Annotated in this window: 22 protein-coding genes; 1 reads left to right on the top strand and 21 read right to left on the bottom strand. The window is 64.2% G+C overall.

The features are described 5' to 3' along the window. From EDC39_RS03880 to EDC39_RS03805, 16 genes are all read right to left on the bottom strand, one after another. The gene (locus tag EDC39_RS03880; RefSeq protein WP_148895058.1) at nucleotides 1-1,263 is read right to left on the bottom strand and encodes a M16 family metallopeptidase; all 1,263 of its coding nucleotides are present in this window, start codon (nucleotides 1,261-1,263) and stop codon (nucleotides 1-3) included. A 15-nt stretch (nucleotides 1,264-1,278) separates the two neighbouring features. After that, nucleotides 1,279-3,375 carry a polyribonucleotide nucleotidyltransferase gene (gene pnp / locus EDC39_RS03875; RefSeq protein ID WP_148895057.1) on the bottom strand — a complete coding sequence of 699 codons (2,097 nt, stop codon included), beginning with the start codon at nucleotides 3,373-3,375 and terminating at the stop codon, nucleotides 1,279-1,281. Nucleotides 3,376-3,583: 208 nt separating this feature from the next. Next, the gene (rpsO, locus tag EDC39_RS03870; RefSeq protein ID WP_148895056.1) at nucleotides 3,584-3,850 is read right to left on the bottom strand and encodes a 30S ribosomal protein S15; all 267 of its coding nucleotides are present in this window, start codon (nucleotides 3,848-3,850) and stop codon (nucleotides 3,584-3,586) included. A gap of 98 nt (nucleotides 3,851-3,948) precedes the next feature. Next, nucleotides 3,949-4,860: a tRNA pseudouridine(55) synthase TruB gene (gene truB, locus EDC39_RS03865; RefSeq protein WP_148895055.1), complete on the bottom strand. Its 912-nt coding sequence runs from the start codon at nucleotides 4,858-4,860 to the stop codon at nucleotides 3,949-3,951. After that, on the bottom strand, nucleotides 4,860-5,816 hold the full coding sequence (locus tag EDC39_RS03860; RefSeq protein ID WP_148895054.1) for a DHH family phosphoesterase: 957 nt from the start codon (nucleotides 5,814-5,816) through the stop codon (nucleotides 4,860-4,862). Before EDC39_RS03860 ends, truB begins: the two co-directional genes overlap by 1 nt. Further along, entirely contained in the window at nucleotides 5,797-6,165 is a 369-nt protein-coding gene (gene rbfA, locus EDC39_RS03855; RefSeq protein WP_222862832.1) for a 30S ribosome-binding factor RbfA, read from the bottom strand. Before rbfA ends, EDC39_RS03860 begins: the two co-directional genes overlap by 20 nt. Before the next feature lie 13 nt (nucleotides 6,166-6,178). Then, on the bottom strand, nucleotides 6,179-6,466 hold the full coding sequence (locus EDC39_RS03850; protein ID WP_148895052.1) for a DUF503 domain-containing protein: 288 nt from the start codon (nucleotides 6,464-6,466) through the stop codon (nucleotides 6,179-6,181). A 3-nt stretch (nucleotides 6,467-6,469) separates the two neighbouring features. Further along, complete coding sequence (gene infB / locus EDC39_RS03845; protein WP_148895051.1) at nucleotides 6,470-9,211, bottom strand: translation initiation factor IF-2; 2,742 nt, start codon at nucleotides 9,209-9,211, stop codon at nucleotides 6,470-6,472. Further along, the gene (locus EDC39_RS03840; RefSeq protein ID WP_187426635.1) at nucleotides 9,211-9,798 is read right to left on the bottom strand and encodes a DUF448 domain-containing protein; all 588 of its coding nucleotides are present in this window, start codon (nucleotides 9,796-9,798) and stop codon (nucleotides 9,211-9,213) included. The genes infB and EDC39_RS03840 overlap by 1 nt, the downstream gene beginning before the upstream one ends. A gap of 11 nt (nucleotides 9,799-9,809) precedes the next feature. After that, nucleotides 9,810-11,132, bottom strand: a complete 1,323-nt coding sequence (nusA, locus tag EDC39_RS03835; protein ID WP_148895049.1) for a transcription termination factor NusA — start codon at nucleotides 11,130-11,132, stop codon at nucleotides 9,810-9,812. Between the two features lie 45 nt (nucleotides 11,133-11,177). Next, nucleotides 11,178-11,669, bottom strand: coding sequence for a ribosome maturation factor RimP (locus EDC39_RS03830; RefSeq protein WP_187426634.1), 492 nt, complete (start codon nucleotides 11,667-11,669; stop codon nucleotides 11,178-11,180). A gap of 159 nt (nucleotides 11,670-11,828) precedes the next feature. After that, a complete protein-coding gene (rlmD, locus tag EDC39_RS03825; RefSeq protein ID WP_148895047.1) occupies nucleotides 11,829-13,106 on the bottom strand; it encodes a 23S rRNA (uracil(1939)-C(5))-methyltransferase RlmD in 1,278 nt (425 codons plus the stop codon). Beyond that, nucleotides 13,106-13,504: a hypothetical protein gene (locus EDC39_RS03820; protein WP_148895046.1), complete on the bottom strand. Its 399-nt coding sequence runs from the start codon at nucleotides 13,502-13,504 to the stop codon at nucleotides 13,106-13,108. The genes rlmD and EDC39_RS03820 overlap by 1 nt, the downstream gene beginning before the upstream one ends. Nucleotides 13,505-13,512: 8 nt before the next feature. Next, nucleotides 13,513-14,271 (bottom strand): RNA methyltransferase, encoded by a 759-nt coding sequence (locus EDC39_RS03815; protein ID WP_246140168.1) that lies wholly within the window; start codon nucleotides 14,269-14,271, stop codon nucleotides 13,513-13,515. Then, nucleotides 14,268-15,032 (bottom strand): RsmE family RNA methyltransferase, encoded by a 765-nt coding sequence (locus EDC39_RS03810; protein ID WP_187426633.1) that lies wholly within the window; start codon nucleotides 15,030-15,032, stop codon nucleotides 14,268-14,270. The genes EDC39_RS03815 and EDC39_RS03810 overlap by 4 nt, the downstream gene beginning before the upstream one ends. After that, the gene (locus EDC39_RS03805; protein WP_148895044.1) at nucleotides 15,010-15,429 is read right to left on the bottom strand and encodes a DNA polymerase III subunit chi; all 420 of its coding nucleotides are present in this window, start codon (nucleotides 15,427-15,429) and stop codon (nucleotides 15,010-15,012) included. The genes EDC39_RS03810 and EDC39_RS03805 overlap by 23 nt, the downstream gene beginning before the upstream one ends. Nucleotides 15,430-15,601: 172 nt before the next feature. Here EDC39_RS03805 and EDC39_RS03800 point away from each other — a divergent pair, with 172 nt between their 5' ends. Next, nucleotides 15,602-16,180 (top strand): Slp/YeaY family lipoprotein, encoded by a 579-nt coding sequence (locus EDC39_RS03800; RefSeq protein WP_187426632.1) that lies wholly within the window; start codon nucleotides 15,602-15,604, stop codon nucleotides 16,178-16,180. A 35-nt stretch (nucleotides 16,181-16,215) separates the two neighbouring features. On the opposite strand, the gene EDC39_RS03795 is transcribed toward EDC39_RS03800, so the two are convergent. The 5 genes from EDC39_RS03795 to mutS are packed head-to-tail and all read right to left on the bottom strand — an operon-like array spanning nucleotide 16,216 to nucleotide 25,354. Beyond that, entirely contained in the window at nucleotides 16,216-17,415 is a 1,200-nt protein-coding gene (locus EDC39_RS03795; protein WP_148895042.1) for a cofactor-independent phosphoglycerate mutase, read from the bottom strand. 20 nt (nucleotides 17,416-17,435) lie between these two features. Next, entirely contained in the window at nucleotides 17,436-18,323 is an 888-nt protein-coding gene (gene xerD, locus EDC39_RS03790) for a site-specific tyrosine recombinase XerD (RefSeq protein WP_148895040.1), read from the bottom strand. 3 nt (nucleotides 18,324-18,326) lie between these two features. Next, entirely contained in the window at nucleotides 18,327-21,020 is a 2,694-nt protein-coding gene (gene glnD / locus EDC39_RS03785; protein ID WP_148895038.1) for a [protein-PII] uridylyltransferase, read from the bottom strand. Between the two features lie 18 nt (nucleotides 21,021-21,038). Continuing rightward, a complete protein-coding gene (locus tag EDC39_RS03780; protein WP_148895036.1) occupies nucleotides 21,039-22,739 on the bottom strand; it encodes an N-acetylmuramoyl-L-alanine amidase in 1,701 nt (566 codons plus the stop codon). Further along, a complete protein-coding gene (gene mutS, locus EDC39_RS03775) occupies nucleotides 22,739-25,354 on the bottom strand; it encodes a DNA mismatch repair protein MutS (protein WP_148895034.1) in 2,616 nt (871 codons plus the stop codon). The genes EDC39_RS03780 and mutS overlap by 1 nt, the downstream gene beginning before the upstream one ends. Between the last annotated feature and the right edge of the window lie 85 nt (nucleotides 25,355-25,439).

Raw genomic sequence — 25,439 nt, 5'->3', positions numbered from 1 at the left:
TCAGATGGTCAGAGAAAAATCGGACAGGGAAAGGCGCTCGGCGTCGACCTGCCCCAGAACCTGCAGATTCAGGCTCGCATCCTCCAGGATCCGGCCGGCGAGCTCAAGAACGTCCTCGGCCCCGACACGGTCGAAGGCGGCGAGCACCTGGTCGATGTCCGGCTGCTGTCCGAGATAGAGCTGGTTCTTGGCGAGCCGGGTCATGCGGTTGTCGGTGCTTTCGAGGGAAAGAACCAGATTCCCCTTCAGCCGTTCGCGGGTATCGTCGAGCAGCCCCCGGTCGACCGGCTGCGCCTTGAGGTTGCGCAGCTCCTGCAGAACCAGCTCGATCGTCCGCTCGAAATCGTCCGGAGCGGTAGCAGTGTAGACGACCAGGCTGCCGGTATCGATATGGGTGCTCAGGTAGCTGTAGATCGAATAGGCCAGCCCGTGTTCCTCGCGGATCGACTGGAAGAGCCGCGAACTCATGCCGCCGCCGAGGATGGCGTTGAGCAGAAAACAGGCGAATCTGTCGGGATGGGCCTGCGACACGGCCGAAGTGCCGAGGCAGAAGTGGACCTGTTCGATGGGCCGCTTCTCGACGGCGATCTTCGGACTCGGCGCGGGCGGCGGATCGACCAGGTCGATTTCGCCGACGGGCATTTCCGCCAGCAGCTCTTCGACCGCGGCGACCAGTTCCTCGTGCTGCACGTCACCGGCGGCGCAGACCATCAGCTTGTCGGCGGTAAAATGACCGCCGAAATAGCCGACAATCTGCTCCCGGTCGAAACTGCCGACGTTCCCGGCGCTTCCCGACGTCGGCATGCCGAGGGGATGCCCCTGCCAGAAAAGCTGGCTGTAAAGGTCGTGGATGCAGTCTTCCGGCGTCTCCTCGACCATGTGGAGTTCCTGGAGGACGACCCGTCTTTCCTTGTCGATTTCCCGGGCGTCGAAGCGCGAATTGAGCAGGATATCGGAGAGCAGATCCATGGCCAGGGGGAGCTTGTCCCCCTGGACCTTGGCGTAGAGGCAACAGAATTCCCTGCTGGTGAAGGCGTTGAGAAAACCACCGACGGCGTCCATTTCCCGGGCGATGGCGTGGGCACTCCGGCTGGACGTGCCGCGAAAGAGCATGTGCTCGATGAAATGGGTGATGCCGTTCAGCTCCGGCGGTTCATGCCGGGAGCCGCTCCGAAACCAATATCCGAGAGAGACGGAGCGGACACCCGGCATGTTTTCGGACAGGACGAGAATCCCGTTATCGAGACGGGTCGACCTTATCATGCCCGGCAATCGAGATCAGGCCTCGGGCAGCTTTTCGCCGAGGGCTTCCTTGCGGGAGAGCTTGATCTTGCCCTGCTTGTCGATGCCGATGCACTTGACGAGAATTTCGTCTCCCTCCTTGACCACGTCGGTAACGGAACGGACCCTCTCCTTGGCCAGCTCGGAGATGTGAACCAGTCCGTCGGTGCCGGGAAGGATCTCGACAAAGGCGCCGAACTCCATGATCCGCTTGACGGTCCCCTTGTAGAGCTGGCCGACTTCCGGTTCGGCGGTCAGTTCCTTGACCATCCGCACCGCGGCCTTGGCCGCCTCCTCGTCGGTGGCGAAGATGTTGACGCGGCCGCTGTCGTCGATGTCGATCTGGCAGCCGGTGGCGTCGATGATGCCGCGGATGGTCTTGCCGCCCGGGCCGATGATGGTGCGCACCTGCTCCGACTTGACCTGAACCGTGGTGATGCGCGGCGCATAGGGCGACAGCTCGGGGCGCGGCCGGTCGATGGCCTTGGCCATTTCGCCGAGAATGTGGATGCGCCCTTCCCGCGCCTGCTGCAGGGCCCGCTTCATGATGTCGCGGTCGACGCCGGAGATCTTGATGTCCATCTGCAGCGCGGCGACGCCCTCGGCGGTGCCGGTGACCTTGAAATCCATGTCGCCGAGATGGTCCTCGTCGCCGAGAATGTCGGACAGCACCACGACGTCGTCCCCTTCCTTGATCAGGCCCATGGCGATGCCGGCGATGGCATTCTTGACCGGCACGCCGCCGTCCATCAGGGCCAGGGAAGCGCCGCAGACGCTGGCCATAGAGGAAGAACCGTTCGACTCGAGGATGTCCGACACCAGCCGGATGGTATAGCTGAAGTCCTCATGCTTCGGCAGGATGCTGGCGACCGAACGCTCGGCGAGGAAACCGTGCCCGATCTCGCGCCGCCCGGGGAAAAGACGCATGCTGGTTTCGCCGACGCAGAACGGCGGGAAATTGTAGTGCAGCATGAACTGCTTGTATTCCATCCCCTGCACATTGTCGAGGCGCTGCTCGTCCATGGCGGTGCCGAGAGCCAGGGCCACCAGCGCCTGGGTTTCGCCGCGGGTGAAAAGGGCGCTGCCGTGGGCTCTGGGGAGCACTCCGACCTCGCAGCTGATGGGACGCACGGTGGTGAAATCCCGGCCGTCGATGCGCACCTTTTCCTGAACGATCATGCGCCGCACCAGCTCCTTGGACAGGGAGCCGAGAATGGCGGAAACCTCTTCGGCCCGTTCGGCATACTCCTCGCCGAGAGCCTCGAGCACATCCTGCTTGACCTGGTCGATGGCCGCGTAGCGCTCCTGCTTGGTGCGAATCCGGATCGCCTGGTTCATCGGCCCTTCGGCCATCTCGCGCACCCGTGTTTCGAGCTCGAGATCGGTTTCCGGGCTCTCGAAGGGGCGCTTCTCCTTGCCGGCGGCCTTCTGCAGTTCTTCCTGCAGGTCGATCAGGGGCTGCAGCGCCTGATGACCGAAGAAGATGGCCTCGAGCATGTCCTCCTCGGAGACGAGGTCGGCCTCGCCCTCGACCATAATGACGGCGTCACGGCTGCCGGAGACAACGATCTCGAGATCGCTCTCAGCGCGCTGGGCGTTGGTCGGGTTGGCGATCAGCCGGCCGTCGACCCGCCCGACACGGACGGCGGCGATGGGGCCGTCAAAGGGGATGTCGGACACCACGACGGCGGCCGAGGCGGCGACCATGGCCAGGGTATCGGGATCGTTGACCAGGTCGGCGGAGATGACCGTCGGCATGATCTGGGTCTCAAAGAGATAGCCCTTGGGAAAGAGCGGCCGCATCGGACGGTCGATCAGCCGGCAGATGAGGGTTTCGCGTTCGGTGGTGCCGCGCTCGCGACGGAAGAAGGAACCGGGAATCTTCCCGGCGGCGTAGAACTTTTCCTGGTAATTGACGGTCAGCGGGAAGAAGTCCTGCCCTTCCCGCATCTTCTTGGCGGAAACGGCGGTACAGAGTACCTTGGTTCCCCCGTAGGTGATAACGACAGCTCCGTCTGCCTGGCGGGCCATTTTGCCCGTTTCCAGGATCAGGGGCTGGCCATTGAAGTCGATCTGAACCTTCTGATAGGCCATGAATATCCTCCTCAAACCTTGTGGGTTGTGGCATGCGCAGAGGACGGCAGGTTCCCCGGGCTGGAACTGATTTCGGCTTGAAGGAGGATGGCCTGAGACAGAATCCGTACCCGCGAGGTGGCACGGAACCCTCTCTTAGGACAACCTCCCCGCCCCTGAAACAGGAAGGGCAGCCGCCCTTCGTCCAGACGAAGAACCTGCTGCCCGCTTAACGACGGATGCCGAGTTCCTTGATGATTGCGCGGTACCGCTCGACGTCTTTGCGCTTGAGATAGTCGAGCAGGCGTCTGCGCTGACCGACGATCTTCAGCAGACCACGACGGGAATGGTGATCCTTCTTGTGGGTGCGAAAGTGTTCGGTCAGGTAGTTGATCCGTTCCGAAAGAAGGGCGATCTGAACTTCCGGTGAACCGGTATCCCCTTCATGCTTCTGGAATTTGGCGATAATGTTCTGTTTCTGTTCCGTGGCGAGCACCTTGCCACCTCCTTTGACTTGGTTTTGATTGGGACGCCCGGTCATGCGGCGCCGAAACATCGGGACTTTTATCACAAAACCCCTACCCTGTAAAGCAGTTAAGGGGCACTGAAAACCTTTCGCAGCCGCAGTCGGCAACCGTTGTTTCCGTCGTCGACGCAGCGGTATTCCGCCACGGCGGCCAGCCGGTCCCCGTAGGCCAGACAGACGGTGGCCGGCGATGACAGCGACTCGGGCAGGACGATCTGGCCGGGAGCTGGAAGCCGGCCGTTGCAGACATGGCGAAAACCCTCATCGTCGAGCCGGGCGACGGGATAACCGGCCATCGCCTGCAGGGGGGAATGAAGCTGGCGACGCAGTCGCTCCCGGTCCATCGTCTCGAGCTCGTCGAACCGCAGGGCGGCGTCGACATGAAAGGCGCCGGCGGCCAACCGGCGCAGGGTCCTCAGGTGCGCTCCGCAGCCGAGGGCCTGGCCGATGTCGTGCGCCAGGGTCCGAACGTAGGTTCCCTTGGAGCAGTGCACTTCGAAGCTGACATCGTACCCCTGAACAGCCCCGAGACGCAACGCATGGATCTGCACCCGGCGCGGCCGGCGATCGACTTCCTCGCCCCGGCGCGCCAGCTTGTAGAGCGGTACGCCGTCCTTCTTGAGCGCCGAGTACATCGGCGGCGTCTGCTCGATCTCGCCGACGAAACGGGGCAGCACCTCCTCGAGCCGGGCAATGACCTCTTCGTCGGGCCTGGTTTCGCAGACGATCCGGCCGGTCAGATCCTGGGTGTCAGTCTGCTGACCGAGCCGCATGGTGGCCCGGTAGATCTTGTCCTCGCCGAGCAGGTACTCGAGCAACCGGGTCGCGCTGCCAAGAGCGACGGTCAGCAGTCCGCTGGCGAAGGGATCAAGCGTGCCCCCGTGCCCCACCCTTTTGACGCCGGCGATGCGGCGCACACGACGGATGACGTCGAAGGAGCTGACGCCTTCGGGTTTGTCGATCAGCAGCAGCCCGTCCATCAGAGTGCAGCGAGAACCGGAGTCAGAAGGCGGGAGACTTTCTGCTTGACCAGGTCGATGGAGCCGTCGACCAAAGCACCGGCGGCATTGTGATGACCGCCGCCGCCAAGCTGACGGGCAATGGCGCCGACATCGACGCGGCCGCGGGAGCGGAAACCGACCTTGAACCGGTTTTCGTCGACCTGGCGGTAGAACAGGGCGACCTCGACCCCCTCGATCGACCGGGGATAGTTGACGAAGCGATCGGTATGTTCGGCCGAGGCTCCGGCCATCTGGTACATGTCGAGGGTTACGGTCAGCGAGGCGTACCGGCCGCAGGGCGACACTTCGAGAGTGCCGAGCGCCATACCGAGCAGATGGAGCCGTTCCTCGGGCTGGCTTTCATAGAGCCGGGAAGAAATCTCCCAGGGGTCGACGCCGAGCTCGATCATCCTGCCGGCGACCTCAAAAGCTTCCCGGTCGGCGTTCGAATAGCGGAAGGAACCGGTGTCGGAAAGAATGGCGGTATAGACGCAGGTGGCCACCGGCAGATCGAAGGTGTAGTTCATGAAGGCGAGAATCCGGTAGACCAGCACCCCGGTCGCGCAGGCCCGCACGTCGACATAGTTGACGGCGCCGAAAGATTCCGAATACGGATGATGATCGATATTGACCAGCAGCCGGCAGTGCTCCTTCAGATGGCTGCCGGCCCGGTCGAGACTGCCGGCGTCGAGGATGAAGCCGACATCAAAACGGCTGCCGGCTTCCAGGGTCGTGACCAGGGCGTCGCAGCCCGGCAGAAACTGCAGGTCGACGGGGGGATGGTCCTGATTGTAGGCGACGACCTCCTTGCCCATGGATTTCAGGGCGTTGGCGAGGGCCAGGGTGGCTGCCAGAGCGTCGCCGTCGGGCTTGCCGTGAGCGGCGACCAGAAACCGCCGGTTGTCCCGGATCAGCTCAGCTATCTTCCGAACCATCAGCCCCTTCCTCGCGCAGAGAACGCAGCAGCTCCTCGATGCGGTTTCCCCTTTCCAGCGAGTGGTCGTAGCGGAACGACAACTCGGGCACGGTTCGCATGTGCAGGCGCTTGCCGAGTTGCCGGCGGATGAATCCGACCGCGCGCTCCAGCGCCGCCGCCGAATCGCGGCGCGCGTCTTCGTCGCCGACGACGGTGAAGTAGACGCGGGCGAACTGGACATCGGTGGTGACATCGATACCGGTGATGGTGACAAAGCCCAGTCGCGGGTCCTTCAGCTCGAACTGCACCATCCGGGAAATCTCCTGGTGCAGCACTTCGGCAACTCTCTGTGAACGATGATATTCCAAATTCGGCATCCGTCTAGAAACTCAGGATCTCGGCCCGGCGCTCGCCGAGGTCGGCGAGGCCGGACCCTTCGATCTCTGCCTCGATCTTTTCGAAAAGCGCTTCGATCTGGCCGCGCTCGACGGCGACGACGCTGAAGCCGAGCGCGGCTCTCTGCCAGCTGTCGTAAAGGCCGACTTCGGCGGCGCTCACCGGGAAACGGTTGCGCAGGCGGCCCAGAATCTTTCTGACCACCGCCCTCTTCCCCTTGAGGCTGGCGACCTGGTAGATATTCAGGTCGAGCTGCAGCACACCGACAAGCATCGATCAACCTTCGAGGGTGGTCTTGACCTCTTCGATCTCGAATGCCTCGATGATGTCACCGACCTTGATGTCGTTGTAGTTCTCCAGGCCGATGCCGCACTCGTAGCCGGCCGCCACCTCGCGGGCATCGTCCTTGAACCGCTTGAGGCTGCTCAGCTTGCCCTCGTAGATCACCACGCTGTCGCGCACCAGGCGGACATGCGCGTTGCGGGTGACCTTGCCCTCGAGGACATAGCAGCCGGCGATGGTGCCGATCTTGGAGATATGGAAGGTCTCGCGCACCTCGACCCGGCCGAGTTCCACTTCCTTCATGGTCGGCGCCAGCAGACCCTCCATGGCGTTCTTGATGTCGGCCACGGCGTCGTAGATGATGTTGTAGAGCCGGATGTCGACCCCCTCGGCCTCGGCCATGGTCGCTGCCTTCGGCTCGGGACGGACATTGAAACCGAGCACGATGGCGTCGGACGCCGAAGCCAGGCTGATGTCGCTCTCGGTGATGCCACCGACGGCGGTGTGGATGACCACCAGCCGGCACTCGTCGGTCGACAGCTTGAGCAGCGATTCCCGGACCGCCTCGACCGAACCCTGGACGTCGGCCTTGATGATGACCTTGAGTTCCTTGACGTCTCCCTGCTGGATGCGGGCGTAGAGCTGCTCGAGGGAGATCTTGCTCGTCTTGGCCAGCTCGGCTTCGCGCAGCTTCTGGGCCCGGTGCTGGGCGACCTCCTTGGCCGACTTCTCGTCCTTCACCGCATGGAAGGTGTCGCCGGCGTCGGGTACGCCGGAAAGGCCGGTGATCTCGACCGGGGTGGAGGGGGCGGCTTCCTTGAGCTGTTCGCCGCGGTCATTGATCATGGTCCGCACCCGGCCCCAGTGGATGCCGGAGACGATCGGATCGCCAACCCTGAGGGTACCGGCCTGGACCAGCACCGTGGCCACCGGGCCGCGGCCACGGTCGAGACGGGCTTCGACCACCGCGCCCGAGGCACGCTTGTTCGGGTTGGCCTTCAGCTCGAGCACCTCGGCCTGCAGCAGGATCATTTCCAGCAGACCGTCGATGTTGATCTTCTCCTTGGCCGAAACCTCGACGAAGATGGTGTCGCCGCCCCACTCCTCGGGAACGAGCTCGAACTCGGTCAACTCCTGCTTGACCTTGTCCGGGTTGGCGCCCGGCTTGTCGATCTTGTTGACGGCGACGACGATGGGAACGCCGGCCGCCTTGGCGTGGTTGATGGCCTCCTTGGTCTGCGGCATGACGCCGTCATCGGCGGCGACGACCAGCACGACGATGTCGGTCACCTTGGCGCCGCGGGCGCGCATGGCGGTAAAGGCCTCGTGGCCCGGCGTATCAAGGAAGGCGATCTTCCGTCCGTCGAGTTCGACGTCGTAGGCGCCGATATGCTGGGTGATGCCGCCGGCCTCGCCGGCAATGACGTTGGTTTCGCGAATGGCGTCGAGCAGGCTGGTCTTGCCGTGGTCGACATGGCCCATGATGGTGACCACCGGCGGCCTTTCGACCAGGTCCTCCAGCTTGTCCTCGGTCTGGGAGCCATCGGCCTCGACATTGAGGATCGCCTCCTCGTCGAAACCGACGTTTTCGACTTCATAGTTGAACTCAGCGGCGAGAATCTCCGCAGTCTCGAAGTCGAGGGGATGGTTGATGGTCACCATGTTCCCCATGCTCATCAGCTCGCGGATGAGATCGTTCGCCTTGACCCCCATGCGCTTGGCCAGCTCACCGACAGTGATGGCGTCGGCGATGCGGATCTTGCGCTTGATCGCCTTCGAGACGGTGATCTCGGTCTTTTTCGGCTGTTTGGACGCCTTCTTGAGCTTCCGGTAGCGCTCACCGCGCTCCGGCTCGAAGACCTCCATTCTCGCTCTCTTGCTGCGGCGATCTCCCCGGCGGTCGGCGAACTGGTCGGCACCCTTGCCCTTTTTCTTCTTCTTGCCGCGGCCTTCCTTGCCCGGTGCCTGAAGATCCGCCGGCGCAGGCACCGGCGTGACCACCTGCCGGGCGGGACGGCCGCCCGCCGGGCGTGCCGGCTTGCCGGTACGGTCGCGCTTGCCGGCCGACGGGGTGCCGACCACACTCTGCGGCAGCTCGACGCGGCCCAGAATCTTGGCCCTGTTGGCGGTGACCTTGGTCGGTTCCTCGACGACGATACGGGCGGGACCGGGCTCTTCCGTCTTCGGCGCTGCCTCCTTCGCCGGTTCCTCGACGGCCGGTGCAGGGGTTTCTTCGGGCGTCGCGGCCTTGGCGGCTTCGGCTTCGGCTTCAGCTTCAGCTTCGGTCTTGGCGACCGGTTCGGCCGGCGCGGGTTCTTCTTTGGCAGCAGCGGGTTTTTCGGCGGCAGGCGCGGCCTCGGCGGATACCGGCTCGACAGCCCTGGGTTCGGCCGGCTTCTCGGCAGGAACCTCGGCAACCTCGGGCGCCTTGCCCGCTTCGGCTTCGGCTTCGGCCTTTTGCACAGCCTTCTCTTCGGCTTTCGCTTCCTTCTTGACCGCGGGTGCCTTCTCCTTGCGGCGTCGACGGATGATTCCGGACGAAATCCTCCTCTCCTCGATCTCGGGAGCCTCGGTTTCCTTCGGGGCCTGATCCGCCTCCAGCTGCTGGACATCACTTTCGTCGAGCATGCTCATGTGCGTCTTGGCTTCGACCCCGGCCTTTTTGAGCCGGGCCAACAGCTCCTTGTTTTCGAGACCCAGTTTCGCCGCCAGTTCGTAAACCCTGATTTTTGACATCAACTATCCCCTGCTATGGTATTGAACCTGCTCAGTTCTCTTGAAAGCGCATCTGCAACCGAACCCGGCCTGATCCCCATCACGCTGCACTCGGCCCGGCCGAGAATCCGTCCGATGTCGGCCTTGGCGAGCCAGTCCGGATAGAAGAATCCGACCTCTCCCCGTTTCCGCTCAACTTTCTCCCTGATGCCGGGAGAAATGTCCCTGGCGATGACAACCAGCGCCAGATCGTTCCCTCTGGCCAGACTGTCGGTGACCAGGTTGCTGCCGACCACCACCTGCCCCGCCTTGCGGGCCATGCCCAGCAGGCTGGATATCTTGTCCCGGATCTGTCCGGCCAGCTGCTCCCGAAGGTCCTGCGCGTCGGCCCTGATCCCCTCCCGGCGAAAGGCCCGGGAAAGCCGACCGGGAACCACCGCTCTGGCGATGCATTCCCCGTTCGGACAGACATAGGCGCCGCGTCCGGGCAGCCGACCGCGGTAATCGACCAGCAGCCGGTCGTCGGGAGCGGCGACCAGGCGGATCAGCCTGTCCTGATCGAAGGACTCCCGACATCCGAGACAGGTTCGCTGCGGCCGCCTCCGCACGCCCACCGATCCTAGTCCTCTTCCCCCGCCGCCTCATCGGCGGCGTCAAAGGCGCCGGCCGCGCTCAAGCTCTCGATCAGTTCCCCCTTGCTCATGCCGCTGCGCCCCGGAATCTGGTACTGCTTGGCCAGCTCGTAAAGCTGGTCGCGGGTCATCTCCTCGGGGTCGAGGCCGCCGCCGGTTTCCTCGTCGACAGATTCAGGCAGCTCGCCTCCGGCGCCCTCCGCCGCATCGACATCGGCATCGGCGTAGTCCTCCTCCAGCTCCTCTTCCAGCTCGGCCTCGGCCTCGGCCTCGGCCTCGGCGGCGGCGGTTTCGCTCTTGATGTCGATCTTCCACTCGGTCAGGCGCGCCGCCAGCCGCACGTTCTGCCCCTTCTTGCCGATGGCCAGCGACAGCTGGTCGTCGGGAACGATCACTTCCAGGGCCTTCTCCTCGTTGTCGACATAGACGCGCGTCACTTCCGCCGGCGACAGCGCGGCGCAGGCGAAACGGGCGACATCGGGCGTCCACGGAATGATGTCGATCTTCTCGCCACGCAGCTCCGAAACCACATTCTGCACCCTGGAGCCCCGCATGCCGACACAGGCACCCACCGGATCGACGTCGGGGTCGTGCGAAACAACGGCGATCTTGGACCGGCTGCCGGGCTCGCGGGCGACGCCGACGATCTCGACGATCCCCTCGCTGATCTCCGGCACCTCGGTGCGGAACAGGGCCTCGACCAGCCCCGGAGCGGTCCGCGACAGGATGATCTGCGGCCCCTTGGTGGCCATGCGGACGTCGATGACATAGGCCCGGACACGATCGCCCTGGCGGTAGTTTTCCCGCGGCACCTGCTCCCGGTGCGGCAGCAGCGCCTCGGCCTTGCCGAGGTCGACGATCAGATCGCCGCGCTCGTAGCGGCGGACAATGCCGTTGACCAGCTCGCCGACACGGTCCTTGAACTCGTTGTAGATCCCTTCCCGTTCGGCCTCGCGGACCTTCTGGATGATGACCTGCTTGGCCGTCTGGGCGGCGATGCGGCTGAAGCCGGAAGCGTCCATCTTCATCCCCAGCGAGTCGCCGACCTCGACTTCGGGGTCGATCTCGCGCGCCTCCTCGAGGTCGATCTCCTTGTAGGAATCCTCGACTTCCTCGACGACCGTCACGAACTCGAAAAGCTCGACCTCACCAAGCTCCTCGTTGTAGTGAGCCTCGAGGTCCCGGGTGTTGCGATACTTCTTGTTGGCCGCGGAAAGGATGGCCGCCTCGAGCGCTTCGATCAGGACGGCCCGATCGATACCCTTGTCCTTGACGACCTGGTCGATGATCTGATTCAGGTTCTGCTCCATCAATTCCCCCTGCACCCTGGCGGGTTGCAACGTGATATTTATGCTCTAAAACTGCGGGTCGAGATTGGCGCCGGCGACCTGGTCGTAGGTGAAGACCGCCTCGCCGCCCCGCTTGTCCTGGAATTCGATGCGAAACCGCTCTTCGTCGGCTTCCTTCAGAATGCCGACGAAGGTCTTCCTTTCGTGCCCCCTGCCGTCGGGATCGAGCCGCTCGTAGGTCTTCACCTTGATCCACTCATCCCGAAAGCGGATGAAATCCGCCGGCTTCTTCAGGGGGCGGTCGAGACCGGGTGAGGAAACCTCGAGACGATAGGCGTGCGGAATGATATCCTCGGTCTCGATGACCGGGTCGATTTCCCGGCTCAAATCGGCACAGTCGTCCAGGGTCACACCGCCATCCTTGTCGATGAAGATCCGCAGGACCCAGCTAGACCCCTCCCGCCGATATTCGACCTCGACCAGTTCCAGACCGAAATCCTCGACGATCGGCGAGATCAGCGCGACGATACGCTCCTCGATCAACGTCCCCTGCACCATGTTCTTTCCCAAAATAAAAAAAGCGAGCCGGAAGCTCACTTTTCTAGTGAACGTTTAAACAGGCATTTTCTAGCACGCCGCGCGCAGGATTGCAAGAAAAAACGGCGACCAGCCCCACGGCTGCGGCGCGCAGCCGCAGCCGGAAACGTCCGCCCCGTTTTATTCGGCAGCCTGGTCCGTCAGCTGGCAGACGCTCTCGAAATGATAGGTCTGCGGAAACAGGTCGAGACAGACAGCCCGGCGCAGCCGGTAACCCTGCCCCAGCAGGGGCGCGAGGTCGCGCGCCAGGGTGGTCGGATCGCAGGAAACATAGACGATGCGGCGCGGCCGGAGGCGCAGCAGCGCCCTGATGCAGTCGATGGCTCCGGCGCGCGGCGGATCGAGAACCACCACGTCGGGCGCCCGGTCGAGGGAGGCTACATGACGGCCGGCGTCGCGGGCGATGAAACGCGCGTTCGATATCCCGTTGCGGCGGGCGTTCTCCACGGCCTTTTCGACCGACGGAGCGAAATCCTCGACCCCTGTCGCCTCCCGGCATCTCCGCGCCAGCGGCAGCGTCAGGTTGCCGACCCCGCAGAAAAGGTCGAGCACCGATTCGTCCCCCCGCAAATCGCAGTAGTCGATCACCGTGCGCACCAGATGTCGGTTCTGCTCGAGATTGACCTGAAAGAAACCGCCGACAACCGTTTCCAGCACCAGCGGCGGCTCGTCGACGACAATGGCCGGAACCTCTCCGGCCGCAACCGGTCGCAACGTGGCCTTCCGGCCCCGCTGCAGCCAGAGACCGAATCCCCGGTCGCGGGCCGAGGCGACAACGGCCGGCGGCACCTGCTGGCCGGCCAGCAGGTGCAGGATGACGGTCGGCGCACCCCGGTCGCCGACGGCGACGTCGACCTGCGGAATCCTGTCCGGACGGGGAAAACGTTCGATGACCGTACGCAGCCAGGCATGAACGGCATCGGCGGCCGAAGCGGCGATCCTGCAGCTCGCCACGTCATGGACGAAATGGCTTCCCCGGCCGTAGAAGCCGATCTGGCAGCCTTGCGGGACGAAATGACACTTGTACTGCACGCGGTGGCGATAGCGCCAGGCCGAAGGCGCAGCGACCGCCGGCTCGACCGGCAGATCGTCGCGCCGCAGTTCACGCTGCAGGATCTGGCGGAACAGCCGGTCCTTGAAGGTGACCTGCTCGGGATAGGCGATATGCTGCCACTGGCAGCCGCCGCAGCGACCGAAAACCGGACAGGGAGGCGCGCTGTAGCCTGGGCCGCGCTGCAGCCAGGCGACCGCCTCGGCCCGCAGATAACGCTTCTTCCGCTGCACGACCCGGCAGCGGACGACATCGCCCGGCAGGGTGAAGGGAACGAACACCGCCTGCCCTTCGTAGCGGCCAACCCCGTCGCCGCCATAGGCGAGGCTGTCGATGACGATCTCCATCAGGCGACCGGCCGCGGACCCTTCTGTCGTTCCTGCACGCTCTTGCGGACGAATTTTCCGGGGAAATCCGGCTTGTTCATGTAGCCGGCGGCGGTGGCAAGGAAGGACGCGACCAGCTCGTCGCGCACCGATGCGACCTGTGAACCGGGAACGCCCATCCGCTCGAGGCTCTTTTCGAAGCAGACAACGTCGCCCAGCCAGCGCCGGGCCCGGTCACAGGCGCGGTCGGGATCGCGCTCGTCGAGAAAGAATTCCCGGCGGACCGGTATCTCCATGCGCACAACCACCCTGATCCGGTGGTAGTCGCCGTAGTAGCGGTTCGAGCGGTCGTAGAACCGCAGACTGAATCCGTCGCCGATCGGCTCCACCCGGAAAGGTTCACCCAGATTTCCGTGCATGGTTCTGTTCAGGCCCCCTTGTGCAGTTTTCTCCGTTCACCCTCGACCCAGTCGATCCGGCTCATCAGCCCCCGAAGAATCCGCACCTCCCGCGAAGAGAGCCCGGCCCGGCCGAAGATCTGCCGCAGGGCGCGTAGGATGTGGTCCGGGTTCTGCCGGTCGAGAAAATCGATGTCGAGCAGGGTCCGCCGCATGTGGGCGTACATCTGTTCCAGCTCTTCGTTCGCCGCCAGTTTTCTGCCGCCGGCGGCGAGCCCGGCCGCCCTCGCCCGGGCCCGGGATGCTTCATACAGCGTCACGGCCACCGCCTGGGCAAGGTTCATCGACTTGACCGGCCCGCAGGTCGGAATGGTCATCAGGCGCTGGCAGAGGTCAAGTTCTTCGTTGAAAAGGCCGTGATCCTCTCGTCCGAACACCAGCCCGACCCGGCCGCCGGGAGCCTGCTCGAGACAGAGACCGGCGGCCTGCTCGGGATGCAGCAGATTCTCCCTGTATTTGCCGAACCTTCTCGTGGTGCCGATACTGAGGCTGCAGTCGGCCAGGGCCGCCTCCAGCGAGTCGAAACATTCGGCGCTTTCGAGCAGAAAGGAGGCCTTGACCGCCATTTTTCGGGCCGGATCGGAAAGATGGTCGGCCTGGGGATTGACCAGCCGCAGCCGGCCCAGACCGAAGTTGGCCATGACCCGGCAGACCGATCCGATATTCAGGGCCCCCTTGGGCTCCACCAGAACGACGGCGATGTGGTCGAGTGATGTCATGTCGTTCATCCGAGATCTCCAAGCCGGGCCTGCACCGCGGCGATGGCCGCCATGGCGGCGGTCTCCGTGCGCAACAGCCGGGGGCCAAGGGAAACGGGCACGATCCCCAGCTGCCTGGCCTCTTCCACCTCTTCGGGAGTAAAGCCGCCCTCCGGACCGATGATCAGGGCGACCCGGCGCGGCCGTTCGTCGCGCAGGATCTCGCCCAGCCGCCAGCCGCATTCCTTTTCGTAAAGCAGAAGGGCGAGATCGGCCTGGTGGGCCTGGTACAGCACCTGGTCCCAGCCGGTGACCGCGGTCAGGCAGGGCAGTTCGGCGCGGCGGCACTGTCGGGCCGCCCGCAGCAGCACATGCGGCCAGCGATGCGACTTTTTCTGCCGGGCGTCCCGCTGTTCCAGAGTAATCGACCGGCACGACTCGAAGGGTACGATCCTGCCGACGCCGAGTTCGGTTGCCTTTTCGAGAACCAGCTCGAACCGCTCCCGCTCCGGCAGCGCCTGGTAGAGGTCGATTCTGAGCGGGCTTTCGGGCGACTGCGGCAGCTGCTCGAAAGGGACGAGAAAGGGTCCGGCGTCGGCCAGGCCGTAGCGTACCCGCCACGCCGTTCCCTCGGGATCGAGGGCGGTGAAAATCTCCCCCGGCCGGGCCTGCCAGATTTCGAGGGCCGCCCGCAGCGAGGCCCCGACGGCGATCCGTTCTTCGGCACGGGGGACGGAATCGAGCAGCAGCCGGCTGCCTTCCCCGCCGTCATTCAAGCATCGCAGGCTCAAATCCGGCCTCCCTGTATTGTCTGAACCGCTGTCGCGACCGTTGCCGGGCCGCCTCGTCATGGGTTTCGGCAAAGTCGACCACCGTTTCGAACTGGCGCATGAAATCGATCTCGCAGGGACGGCCCATCACCAGCACACCGGCATTGTTGGCGTTTCTCGTCCGGCAGGAAATGACCACCGGCTCGTCATGGCATTCGACGGCGCCGTTGTCGTAGACATGGGGCAGAAAGGACCCCTTGTTCCAGGTCCACATGAAACGGTCGAGGGTCACGCCCTGGTTCTCGTCCGCGACCATGACCAGGACCCTCTTGCCCTGCAGAAAGAAACGTTCCGCCACTCGGCACAGATGCAGCGCCTTTTCCGGCCGGTCGAGCTTGCAGAAAAATACCCGGGTCATAAAGCGTCCTCCGCAGACGGGCGCACGTTAGCAGAGAGCCTCCGCAGCGTCAATCGCGAACGAAGCGCCACGGAAACCGGCACGGGATATCCCGCTAAAATGCTGGAGCCCGCCGGTCGATATGGTAGATTGTAACCTGAGTCACCAACCCGCAGGATGGAGAACGCAAAAAATGGCGACATCAATCCGGATTTTGTCGGTTGTGCTGCTGGCGGCCCTGTTACTGACGGGCTGCGGTCACGTGCTGCCTGAAGCCGCCCTCGAGAGGGTGGACGCCGGCATCGACTTCGCGGCGCTGCAGCGCGACCCGGCGCAGTACAAAGGCAGAACCGTGCTTCTGGGCGGGGTGATTCTCGGCCTCGATACGGGAAAAGACGACGCCACCGTCGAGGTGCTGAACTGGCACCTCGACCGCCGGGGCGAACCCTTTGCCCAGGACGAGGCCGGAGGCCGCTTTCTGGTTCGCACCGACCGCTGGCTTGATCCGGCCATCTACATGCCGGGGCGACTGATCACCCTCGTCGGCGAGGTCGAAGGCGTCGAGACCCGTGAGCTGTACGGAACCGACTACCGCTATCCGGTCGTTCGGCTGCGAGAAAACCATGTATGGGAGCCGCCCTACGATTTCCACCCCGGCCGCCGCGTCAATCCCTACGCGCCGTCCTACGTGCTGCCGCCGGGGACGGACAATCCCTACAATCCCGGCTACGCCCCCTACCCCTGGTCCCCGTACTACCTGAGGACCCACTGAGCTGTTTCCGGGCCTGCTGCGGCGGAAGCAGCGGACTAGCGGCCGAGCAGCGCCGCGAACAGTTCGACGCCGCTGGCGTAGAACAGGTCCGACTCCCTGGCGTTGCGCTCGCTGTAGCCCGAATGCCCCGATTCGCGGGGGCTGGTTGAATCATACAGAATGAAGGGAACCGGATCGGCGGTGTGGGTCATTTTTTCGACCGGCGTCGGATGGTCCGGCAGCACGGCGAGCCGGAAATCGTGCCGTCCCTGCAGCCCCTCGACGATGGCGCCGACGATCTCCCGGTCGAAATCCTCGATCGCCCTGATCTTGTGCTCGAGGTTTCCCGAATGGGCGGCTTCGTCAGGGGCTTCGACATGAACGTAGACGAAATCCTTCTCCTCCAGGGCGGCAAGAGCCGCCTCGGCCTTGCCGCGATAGTTGGTGTCGATATAGCCGGTGGCGCCGGGAACCCGGATGGCTTCCATCCCGGCATAGATGCCGATCCCCTTGATCAGGTCGACGGCGGAAATGACGGCACCGGAAAGACCGTACAGCTCCCGGTAGCTTTTCATCCGCGGAGCACGCCCCTGCCCCCAGAGCCAGATCGAATTGGCCGTCAGTTCACCTTCCTGCTCGCGCCTGAGGTTCTGCGGATGGTTCTTGAGCACAATCTGCGCCTGGGTCATCAGATGGATCAGTTCCTCGGCACCTTCCCCCTTCGGCAGATACTCGCCGATGCACTTGTTGGTGATGTCGTGCGGCGGTGTGCACTGCATGGCCTCGCTACCGCCCCGCCAGACCATCAGGTGGCGGTAGGAAACGCCGGGGTGGAACTGGAACTGATCGTCCTCGAGATATTCTTTCAGGGCGGCGATCAGGGACTGCGCCTGATCGGTTGGGATGTGGCCGGCGGAAAAATCACCCATGTACAGCTTGTTGAAATGCGGCACCAGATGAACGAAGTTGAGCCGGAAGGCGACATCATCCGGACCGAGCTCGACGCCCATGCTGGCCGCCTCCAGCGGCGAGCGGCCCGTATAGCACTGGTGCGGGTCATAACCGAACACCGACAGGTTGGCGACATCGCTGCCTGGATGGAAGCCGTCAGGGACGGTCCGGACCAGCCCTATCGAACCCTGGCGGGCAAGCCGGTCCATGTGCGGGGTATCGGCCTTTTCCAGCGGAGTGGCGCCCCCAAGCTGTCCGAGCGGTTCGTCGGACATGCCGTCCCCCAGAAGTACAAGATATTTCATGCTCTGTTCTCCGAAAGGTTTCAACCACGCGGGTGGTGTTTTTCGTGAATCCGCCGCAAACGCTCGCGGCTGACATGGGTGTAGATCTGGGTCGTGCTGATGTCGGCATGCCCGAGCATGGTCTGCACCGAACGCAGATCGGCACCGTTGTCAAGCAGGTGAGTCGCGAACGAATGTCGCAGGGTGTGCGGCGTTATGTTCTTGGTGATCCCGGCCATAGCGGCCCGGCGCTTCATCATCTTCCAGAAGCCCTGGCGTGTCAACCCCAGCCCGGAACGGTTGAGAAAGACCTTTTCCTGGCGTCTGTCGCCGACGAGACAGGGGCGACCTTCGGCGAGATAACGGATGAGCGCCTCGGTCGCCGGTTCGCCCAGGGGCACGATGCGCTGTTTGCTCCCCTTGCCGAAGGCGCGGAGGAAGCCGGCGTCGAGTTGCAGCTGCCCCAGTTCGAGGGAGACCAGCTCGCTGACTCGAAGGCCGGTGGCGTAGAGCACCTCGAGCATCGCCCGGTCGCGCAACGCCAGCGGCTCGTCCCCGACCGGCGAGGCGAGCAGCCGTTCGACTTCATCCTGGGTCAGGCTTTTCGGCAGCGGAGGCAAATTCTTCGGTGCCTCGATGCGCGCCGTCGGGTCGTCCGCCGTCAGGCCTTCCTGTACCAGGTAACGATGGAACTGGCGCAGGCTGACGAGCTTGCGGGCCCGGCTGCGGGCCGACAGCCCCCGCTTGCGCAGTCGGGCCAGATAGCCGAGCACATGGGCGCTGCGGATGGCTGCGAGGGTGGTGATTCCATCCTGCTCGAGAAACTCAAGGTACTGGGCGAGGTCACGCCCGTAGGCGTCGAGGGTGTTGCTCGACAGCCCCTTTTCGACGAGGAGATAATTGAGAAACCGGTCGAGAAGTTCGTCCATGCCTCAACCTTCGGCCGACTCGGAATCGAGCACGGCGATCAGACGGGCGCGTATTTCGTCCAGCCGCTGCCCCTCGGTGATTTTCTGGCCGAAGATGTCCTGCAGGTAGAAGGTGTCGGCCACCTGGTCGACCTTGGTCGATATCTTGGAAACCCCGATGTAGAGATTCATTTCGTTGAAGGTGCGGGTGATGTCGTAGAGCAGACCGACCTTGTCGTGGGTGAAGATGTCGACCACCGTGTAGTTCATCGAAATCCGGTTGTCGAACTCGATCCGGGTCGGATAGCGGGGGCGGGCCTTCTCGACGACGAACCCCCGGCTGCGGCTCTTGCCGACGAGGCTTTCGACCCGTACCCGTCCTTCGAGCACGGCCCGCAGATCCTCTTCGACCTTGCTCCAGCGGGCCGGACTGTCGATGATCTCGCCGGCGCTGCTGGCCACCTGCAAAAGGTCGATCACTTCGCCGTCGGCGTGAGTGTAGATCCGGGCGCCGAGTATGTTGATGCGATTGGCGGCCATCACCCCGGCGATCTTGGAGAACAGCCCGGGAGTATCGAGGGTCGAGATGATCAGCTGCGAGTATTTCCGGTCCGGCAGATGCTCGATCTTCAGTCCGAGGGTGTCCTTGCCGCGCTCGAAGGTCACCCGCAGATGCTCGATGATTTCATGTGACCGGTGACTGAGCAGGTAGCGGTTGCCCATGGCGCGCAGGGCGGTCTTGACCCGGCGCTCGCCGTAATCCTCGACCAGGGCGTCGAACACCTTCCGTTTGCGGTTGCGGACCCGCTCGGAGCGGGCGTCAGCGGTGAAGTTGCCCCGCTCCAGGGCTTCGTAGGTCTTTTCGTACAGCTCCTGCAGCAGAAATCCCTTCCATTCCGACCAGACATCGGGTCCCACGGCTTTCAGGTCGGCGAAGGTCAGCAGAAAGAGCATCTTCAGCGTTTCCGTCATCTCCATGGTCCGGGCGAACTGTTCGATCAGCAGCGGATCGTGCAGGTCGCGGCGCTGGGAGATGTGGGCCATGTCGAGATGGTGCAGCACCAGGAATTCGAGCCGTGAGCTGTCTTCCTTGTTGAGGCCGAGCCGGCGGGCGATGGTTCGGACGAGCACAGCCCCCTTTTCACTGTGGTTTTTCCCCTCGCCCTTGCCGATGTCGTGCAGCAGCACCGCCAGCAGCAGCAGCTCGCGCTTTTCGATGTCGTTGGCGACACTGGTCAGCAGCGGCTTGCTCTCGGCGTACTCGCCCTGCCAGAGCTTCTCGATCTCCTCGACGGCGAACAGGCTGTGGATGTCGACGGTGTAGATGTGATAGGCGTCGTGCTGGACCTTGCAGTAGATGCGCTCGAACTCGGGGATGTAGCGGTTGAGGAAGCGCAGGTGATGCATGTCGCGCAGCACGGCGGAACAACCCTTGCCGCGCAGAATCTCGAAAAAGTCGCGGTTGACCTGCCGGTCGCGGCGGAAATGGTCGTTGATGAGGTGCAGGTGCTCACGGATGGCCGTCTTCAGCGCCACGCTGAGAGTGACGCCCTGGCGGTGTGACAGCAGAAAGGCGCGCATCAGCAGCCGCGGTTCCTCGGCAAGGACCTCGGGGCGGGCGATCCGCAGCTCGTCGCGCAGCACGTAGAAACCGTGCTCGAGCTCACGCCGGGGAAAGTAGCCGAATCCGGTCGGACGCCGGTCACGCTCGAGCACCCGGTTGAACAGCAGCGAGGTCTCGTGCTCCACCTGGGTTGCATGCAGGTAGTAGTCCTGCATGAACTGCTCGACCGCCGGCGCCTTGCGGTTGTCGCGGTAGCCGAGAAAACGGGCGATCTTTTCCTGCTTGTCGAAGTGGAGCTGGTCGTTCTTGCGGCCGGACAGGAAGTGCAGCTCGTTGCGGATGCGCCACAGGTAATCGAGAAAGGCGGCGATCCGCTTCGTCTCCTCTTCGGTGAGGACCCCCTTGTGCAGCAGCTCCCGGATCGAGCGACACTTGTACTTGACCATCAGCAGCCACAGCGCGGAATGAATGTCGCGCAGCCCGCCCTCGCCCTCCTTGATGTTCGGCTCGAGCAGAAAGACCGATGAGCCGTACTTGCGGATGCGGACCTCCCTCTCCTCGACCTTGCCGCGGATGAAGGACTTGGTGTTCCGGTCGCGCACCTGCCGGTAGACGTTGCGGTCGAATTCCCGGCACAGCTCCGGCGACCCACAGAGAAACCGGGTATCGAGCAGCGCCGTCCGCGCGGTGATGTCCCTGGCGGCCATTTCGAGACAGTCGTCGCCGGTCCGGACGCTGTATCCAACCTCCAGGCCGAGATCCCAGAGCAGGTAGAGCAGCCGTTCGGAAAGGACCTCGACCTGTGCCCGGTCCCGGGCGCGGTAGTAGAACATCAGGTCGATGTCCGATTTCGGATTCAGTTCGGCGCGGCCGTAGCCGCCGATGGCAAAAAGGGCGCAGGGCGACGGCCCCTCGCCGGGCAGACCGCTGACCGCCGCCCGGAACAGGGAGAGCATCAGCCGATCGACCATGAGGGTCAGCTGGTTGACGACCTCGGTGCCACTGCCCCCCTGTCGGTGAGCCTGCTCGATCCGCTTGCGCTCGTCCGCCAGCCAGCTCTTGGCCTGCTGCAGCAGCGCGGGCCTGCGTTCGTCCCAGGGAGCCCGGGGGTTGTCGTCGAACAGTCGGTCGTCGGCGTTTGCGGTTTGTGGCATGGCGTCTTTCACGGCGGGCTATTTTGCCGCCAGCAGGTTGAGGGCCCGGGCGTAGCGCCGCACCCCCTCGACGATGGCGCTGGCGGTCCGTTTCTGGTAGGCGGCGTCGCGCAGCCGTTTTTCTTCCTTCGGATTGCTGATGAAGGCGGTCTCGACCAGCACCGAGGGCATGGTCGCGCCGAGCAGGACGTAGAACGGGCCGGGACGGACGCCGAGATTCTTGATCCGGCTGTAGCGCGGCCTGAGTCTGGCAATGATCGAGGACTGGATCTCCGTCGCCAGCCGGCTCGATTCGTTGATCTTCGAGTTGGCCATGAGGTCGAAGAGAATCAGCTCCAGGTCGCCGACTTCCTGCAACGAGGTGTTGTTCTCGCGGGCCGCCACCGCCACCGCGTCCTTGTTTTTGGAGAAGTTCAGGTAATAGGTCTCGATGCCGTAGGCCTTCCGGTTCGGGCTGGCGTTGGCGTGAATGGAGATGAAGAGGTCGGCGTTCACCCGGTTGGCGATGGCGGTGCGCTCCTCGAGGGGGATGAAGACGTCCCGGTCGCGGGTCAGGATCACCTCGCAGCCGAGCCGCGCCTCGAGCTCCCTGGCCAGCTTCTTCGCCAGGGCGAGGGTGACATCCTTTTCCCGCGTTCCTCTGGGACCGATGGCGCCGGGGTCCTTGCCGCCGTGGCCGGCATCGACGACGATCCGCCGCAGCCCCTGCCCTTCGCGCCGCTCCGGAATGTCGAGCGCCAGATGGCCGGTGTCGCGGTTCGATTCGAGGATGCGCGCCAGGTCATCGCCCGACGGCGCCGATACGGACGGCGAAGGGGCCGCTCCCTTTTCGGCGGGCGTCAGGTCGGCGACGATGCGAAAGGGATCGTCGAGGGTGAAGACCCTGTGCTGCGCCGGCCGGCGCAGATCGAAGACCACGCGCAGCACCCCGGACTGCGGCGAACCGGTGCGGATTCGGGCCACCAGCCCCTTGTCGAGCAGCAGCGGGCTGGCGATCGCCTCTCCCTCCTCGGCCTGCCGGATGTCGAAAAAGAGCTTGTCCGGCTCCCCGTCGTCCTTGCCCGGCAGGTAGTGGACGTCGTAGCGGACATCTGTGCTCAGGTCGAAGACGATGCGGGTGCGCTCGCCGTCGCTCCAGTCCCGGATCCGTTCCAGACGCGGCGTACTGCCGGCACGGGCAGTCCGCTCCGGCTGGGCCGGTGCGAAGGCAGCCAGGCGGCGCAGCCTCGGCTTGGCCAGGGGGAACATGTCGCCGCGCGGGTAGCGGCGAACGATCCGCGAATAGCGAACATAGGCCTGGGGACGGTCGTTCAGGTCTTTCTCCAGGGTTTCGCCGGCCTGAAAGAGGGCGTCGTCCGCCAGCCGATTTCGCGGATACTCGGCGACCAGCCGGTCGAAGTAGCGGACGGCCAGCCGCGCGTCGTCCGTCACCCGGCTGATCCGGTACAGGCCGCGGGCGGACTTGCCCGCCATGTAGAGGGCGTCGGGCGCCCGGCGATGGTCGGGCCAGGCCTGGGCGATGCCGACGAATTCCTCGATCACCCGCACCCAGTTTTCGCGGTACATCTGCTTGCGGGCCGATGCCTGCAGATCGAGGTAGCGCCCCTTCGCCTTCTGGTAGGCGGTCTCCGGGTCGAGTCCGAGAGCGCCGCCGGCACAGGCCAGCAGCACGCACAGGCCGGCACAGAAAGCGGCAAGGTGTTTCAGCATCCGGTCCATCAGAGCATCTTCTTCAGTTCGGCCAGGGTGTTGAGCGCCTCCAGCGGCGTCAGCACCTCGATGTCGATCTCTTCGAGTTTCTGTCGCAGCCGGTCGTCACCGCCGGCGGCAAACAGGGGAAGCTGGTCCGCTTCCCGGACCTGCTCCCTCTTGCCCCGGGAGAGGCGCGGCACGCCCTCCCCGACGAATTCGCCCGCCTCCAGGTTGCGCAGCACCTCCTTGGCCCGATCGATCACCGCCGGCGGCAGGCCGGCGAGACGGGCGACCTGGATGCCGTAGGAATGGCTGGCGCCCCCCTTGACGATGCGGCGCAGAAAGACGATCTGGTCGTTCCATTCCTTGACCGCCACATTGTAGTTCTCCACCCGCTCCCGGGTCAAAGCCAGATCGGTCAGTTCATGGTAGTGGGTGGCGAAAAGGGTGCGGGCCGCCACCTGGGGATTGTCGTGCAGGTATTCGGCCACCGCCCAGGCGATGCTGACACCGTCGAAGGTCGAGGTGCCTCGGCCGATTTCGTCGAGCACGATCAGGCTGCGCGGCGTGGCGTGGTTGAGGATGTTGGCGGTCTCGGTCATCTCGACCATGAAGGTCGACTGGCCGCGGGCCAGATTGTCGCTGGCGCCGACACGGGTGAAAATCCGGTCGACCAGGCCGATGCGGACCTTCCTGGCCGGGACATGGCTGCCGATCTGCGCCAGCAGGGTGATCAGCGCCACCTGACGCATGAAGGTCGACTTGCCCGCCATGTTCGGCCCGGTGATAATCAGAAGCTGGTTTTCCCGACAGTCCATCCGGACGTCGTTGGGGACGAAACGCTCGCCGAGATTCATCGCCTCGACAACCGGATGGCGGCCCTCGACAATCTCCAGCACATCGCTGTCGTCGACCTGCGGGCAGACGTAGTTGCGATCGTGAGCCAAATCGGCCAGCGAGCAGAGAACGTCGAGTTCGGCCAGGGCGTCGGCGGTCTGCTGGATGCGACCCGCTTCGGCCACCACCTGCCGCCGGACGTCCTGGAACAGGTCGTATTCCAGCTCGACCAGTTTCTCCTCGGCGCCAAGCACCTTGCTTTCGTAGTCCTTCAGGTCGGCGGTGATGAAGCGTTCGGCGTTGGCCAGGGTCTGCTTGCGCTCGTAGTCCTCGGGCACCTTGTCGAGATGGCTGCGGGTGACCTCGATGAAATAGCCGAAAACCTTGTTGAAACGGATGCGGAGATTGCCAATGCCGGTGCGTTCCCTTTCGCGCTGTTCGAGACCGGCGATCCAGTTCTTGCCTTCGCGGCTGATCAGCCGCAACTCGTCGAGCTCGGCATGATAGCCGTCGCGGATCAGCCCGCCTTCGCGCAGCACGAAGGGAGGATCGTCGACAATGGCCCGGCCGATCAGCTCGGCCAGGTCGGACAGGGGGTCGATCCGCCGGGCCAGGTCGGCGAGCAACTGCCTTTCGAAGCCTTCGAGGCGATCGATGATTTCAGGCAGGCGCAGGAGGGAGTTTTTCAGCGCCACCAGGTCCTTGGCGTTGGCCGTCGCCATGGAGATCTTGGCGTTGAGGCGCTCCAGATCGTACACCCCGTCCAGGGCGGCACGCAGGTCATTGCGCGCCAGTCCGCTTTCGACCAGCTCGCCGATCGCCTCCTGGCGACGGCGGATGCGGTCGATGTCGAGCAGCGGCTGGCTGATCCATTTCTTCAGCTTGCGGCCACCCATGGCGGTCATGGTCCGGTCGAGGACGCCCAGCAGCGAACCGCGCCGCTGGCCGTCGTAGAGGGTGGCGGTCAACTCGAGATTGCGCCGGGTCGCTTCGTCCAGCACCATATACTCGTGGGCCTGGTAGGTGGCGAGCCGTTCGATGTGCGGCAGGTTCTCCTTCTGGGTCTCCTTCAGTACATGCAGCACGGCGCCGGCGGCGGCCACCGCGCCGGGCAGATGCGCGCAACCGAAGGCCTCGAGGCCACCGACGGCAAAAAAGGACTGCAGTTCCTCCCGTGCCCGGTCGACATCGAACACCCACTCCGGCAGCCGGGTCAGCATGCAGCCGGCAATCAGGTCGGCGAGTTTCTTCTGCAGTTCATCCCCCCAGCCCTCTTCCGACAGGACGATTTCCCTCGGCTGCACGGAGGCCAGTTCGCTCCGCACGCCGGCGATGTCCGACAGCTCCGTGGTCCGGAACTCGCCGGTGGTGATGTCGATCACCGCCAGCCCCCAGCCGCCGTCGCCGCCGGGCGCGATGGCGCAGAGAAAGTTGTTCTCGTTCGGCGCCAGGCTGTCGGTGTCGACCACCAGGCCGGGTGAAATCACCCGGACCACCTCGCGCCTGACGATCCCCTTGGCCGCCCTGGGGTCCTCGACCTGCTCGCAGATCGCGACCTTGTAGCCATGAGCCACCAGCTTGTTGATATAGGGCTGACAGCTGTGATAGGGGACGCCGCACAGGGGGATCTCCTCATCGGCGCCCTTGTTGCGGGAGGTCAGAGTGATGTCGAGGATGCGGGAAGCGATGACCGCATCCTCCATGAACATTTCGTAGAAATCGCCCAGGCGAAAAAAGAGAATGGCGTCAGAGTACCCGCTCTTGATCTCCAGGTACTGACGCATCATCGGTGTTTGTTGCGACATGGTCTTCAGACTGCAATTGGCGGAAGGTGCGTTAGTTAAAAATCGCGTCATGTTAACAGAGCGCGGCCGAGGCTGTAAACCGCGT

This window comes from Geothermobacter ehrlichii, assembly GCF_008124615.1.
GTDB classification, from domain to species: Bacteria; Desulfobacterota; Desulfuromonadia; order Desulfuromonadales; family Geothermobacteraceae; genus Geothermobacter; species Geothermobacter ehrlichii.
The sequence above is the reverse complement of the archived record's forward strand: the minus strand, read 5'-3'. Positions and strand labels throughout refer to the sequence as shown.

Bases quoted from the DNA above. Each gene is read 5' to 3' on its own strand.
- EDC39_RS03880 (WP_148895058.1), bottom strand. From the start codon at position 1,263: ATGATAAGGTCGACCCGTCTCGATAACGGGATTCTCGTCCTGTCCGAA.
- pnp (WP_148895057.1), bottom strand. From the start codon at position 3,375: ATGGCCTATCAGAAGGTTCAGATCGACTTCAATGGCCAGCCCCTGATC.
- truB (WP_148895055.1), bottom strand. From the start codon at position 4,860: ATGGACGGGCTGCTGCTGATCGACAAACCCGAAGGCGTCAGCTCCTTC.
- EDC39_RS03860 (WP_148895054.1), bottom strand. From the start codon at position 5,816: ATGGTTCGGAAGATAGCTGAGCTGATCCGGGACAACCGGCGGTTTCTG.
- EDC39_RS03850 (WP_148895052.1), bottom strand. From the start codon at position 6,466: ATGCTTGTCGGTGTGCTGCAGCTCGACCTGAATATCTACCAGGTCGCC.
- infB (WP_148895051.1), bottom strand. From the start codon at position 9,211: ATGTCAAAAATCAGGGTTTACGAACTGGCGGCGAAACTGGGTCTCGAA.
- nusA (WP_148895049.1), bottom strand. From the start codon at position 11,132: ATGGAGCAGAACCTGAATCAGATCATCGACCAGGTCGTCAAGGACAAG.
- EDC39_RS03830 (WP_187426634.1), bottom strand. From the start codon at position 11,669: ATGGTGCAGGGGACGTTGATCGAGGAGCGTATCGTCGCGCTGATCTCG.
- rlmD (WP_148895047.1), bottom strand. From the start codon at position 13,106: ATGGAGATCGTCATCGACAGCCTCGCCTATGGCGGCGACGGGGTTGGC.
- EDC39_RS03820 (WP_148895046.1), bottom strand. From the start codon at position 13,504: ATGCACGGAAATCTGGGTGAACCTTTCCGGGTGGAGCCGATCGGCGAC.
- EDC39_RS03815 (WP_246140168.1), bottom strand. From the start codon at position 14,271: ATGAACGACATGACATCACTCGACCACATCGCCGTCGTTCTGGTGGAG.
- EDC39_RS03805 (WP_148895044.1), bottom strand. From the start codon at position 15,429: ATGACCCGGGTATTTTTCTGCAAGCTCGACCGGCCGGAAAAGGCGCTG.
- EDC39_RS03800 (WP_187426632.1), top strand. From the start codon at position 15,602: ATGGCGACATCAATCCGGATTTTGTCGGTTGTGCTGCTGGCGGCCCTG.
- EDC39_RS03795 (WP_148895042.1), bottom strand. From the start codon at position 17,415: ATGAAATATCTTGTACTTCTGGGGGACGGCATGTCCGACGAACCGCTC.
- xerD (WP_148895040.1), bottom strand. From the start codon at position 18,323: ATGGACGAACTTCTCGACCGGTTTCTCAATTATCTCCTCGTCGAAAAG.
- glnD (WP_148895038.1), bottom strand. From the start codon at position 21,020: ATGCCACAAACCGCAAACGCCGACGACCGACTGTTCGACGACAACCCC.
- EDC39_RS03780 (WP_148895036.1), bottom strand. From the start codon at position 22,739: ATGGACCGGATGCTGAAACACCTTGCCGCTTTCTGTGCCGGCCTGTGC.
- mutS (WP_148895034.1), bottom strand. From the start codon at position 25,354: ATGTCGCAACAAACACCGATGATGCGTCAGTACCTGGAGATCAAGAGC.